Annotated in this window: 2 protein-coding genes; both read left to right on the top strand. The window is 70.0% G+C overall.

Annotation, left to right across the window (positions count from 1 at the left end):
• The first annotated feature begins 67 nt into the window (after window positions 1–67).
• A complete protein-coding gene (locus ACWD12_RS41060) occupies window positions 68–376 on the top strand; it encodes a transposase (RefSeq protein ID WP_450103961.1) in 309 nt (102 codons plus the stop codon).
• Entirely contained in the window at window positions 373–1,245 is an 873-nt protein-coding gene (locus tag ACWD12_RS41055) for an IS3 family transposase (RefSeq protein WP_450103960.1), read from the top strand. Before ACWD12_RS41060 ends, ACWD12_RS41055 begins: the two co-directional genes overlap by 4 nt.
• Window positions 1,246–1,285: the final 40 nt, after the last annotated feature.

Genomic DNA, 1,285 nt, shown 5'->3' with positions numbered 1-1,285 from the left:
TGGGCTTGATCCGTTTTGACGGACACCCTGGCTGAGGGGCTGCGGCCTCTTGGGGAGGATGTCCATCATGGAGAGCATGGGGAAGAAGAAGCCTCGGGCTCGCCGCTTGTTCACGCCGGAGTTCAAGGCCGAGATCGTGGCTTTGTGCCGGCAGGGCGACCGGTCGGTGGGGCAGGTCGCGAAGGACTTCGACCTGACCGAGACGGCGGTGCGCGAGTGGGTGAAGCAGGCCGAGGTCGACGCGGGCGAACGCGACGGGCTGACGTCGTCCGAGCGTGAGGAACTCGCCGCGCTGCGGCGGGAGAACACCCGGCTGCGGCAGGACGTGGAGATCCTCAAGCGGGCCACGGCTTTCTTCGCGAAGGAGACCCGGTGACGGTGCACCCGTTCATCGAGGCGGAGAGAACCGCAGGTCACAGCGTCAAACGCGCCTGTGAACTCCTCAAGGTCTCCCGCACCGCCTACTACCACCGCCGCACCGCGGCCCCCGGTCCACGTGCTGTCCGCGACACGGAGCTCACCGAGCAGATCACCGACGCCCACCGCGCTTCGCGGGGCAGCTACGGCGCCCCGCGCGTCCACGCGGTCCTGGTCCGCGGCGGCGCCCGGGTCGGGCGCCGCCGCATCGCCCGCCTGATGCGCGAGGCCGGACTCGTCGGCCGGCACCGCAGACGCGGCCGACGCACCACCGTCCCGGACCCGCACGCCGCCGCCCGGCCGGACCTGGTCGGGCGCGAGTTCACGCCCGGCCCGGCACCGGTGACGCGCTGGTGCGGCGATATCACCTACCTTGCGACCGAGCAGGGCTGGCTTTTCCTGGCGACCGTCATCGACATCGGCACCCGCAAGGTCGTCGGCTGGGCCACCGCCGACCACGTGCGCACCGACCTGGTCGCCGACGCGCTGCGCGACGCCGTCCGCAAGCAGCGCCCAACCCGCGGAACGATCTTCCACTCGGATCGCGGCTGCCAGTACACGAGTCACCAATTCGCCCGGCTGGCACGGAAGTTCGGCATCCGGCTGTCGGTCGGCCGGACCGGTGTCTGCTGGGACAACGCGCTCGCGGAGTCGTTCTTCTCCACGCTGAAGAGCGACCTGGGAGCCGACCGACCCTGGCCGACACGAGCCGCCGCCCGCACCGACGTCTTCGAATACATCGAGTCCTGGTACAACATCCGCAGGCTGCACAGCAGCCTCGGCTACCGCACACCCGTCGAATACGAAGCCGCCCTCGCAGCGGCCTGACCACCACAACGACGGTGTCCGTCAAAGCGGAGCAAGCTCA

It is taken from the genome of Streptodolium elevatio (assembly GCF_053592165.1).
This window is presented reverse-complemented; position numbering and strand designations above follow the sequence as displayed.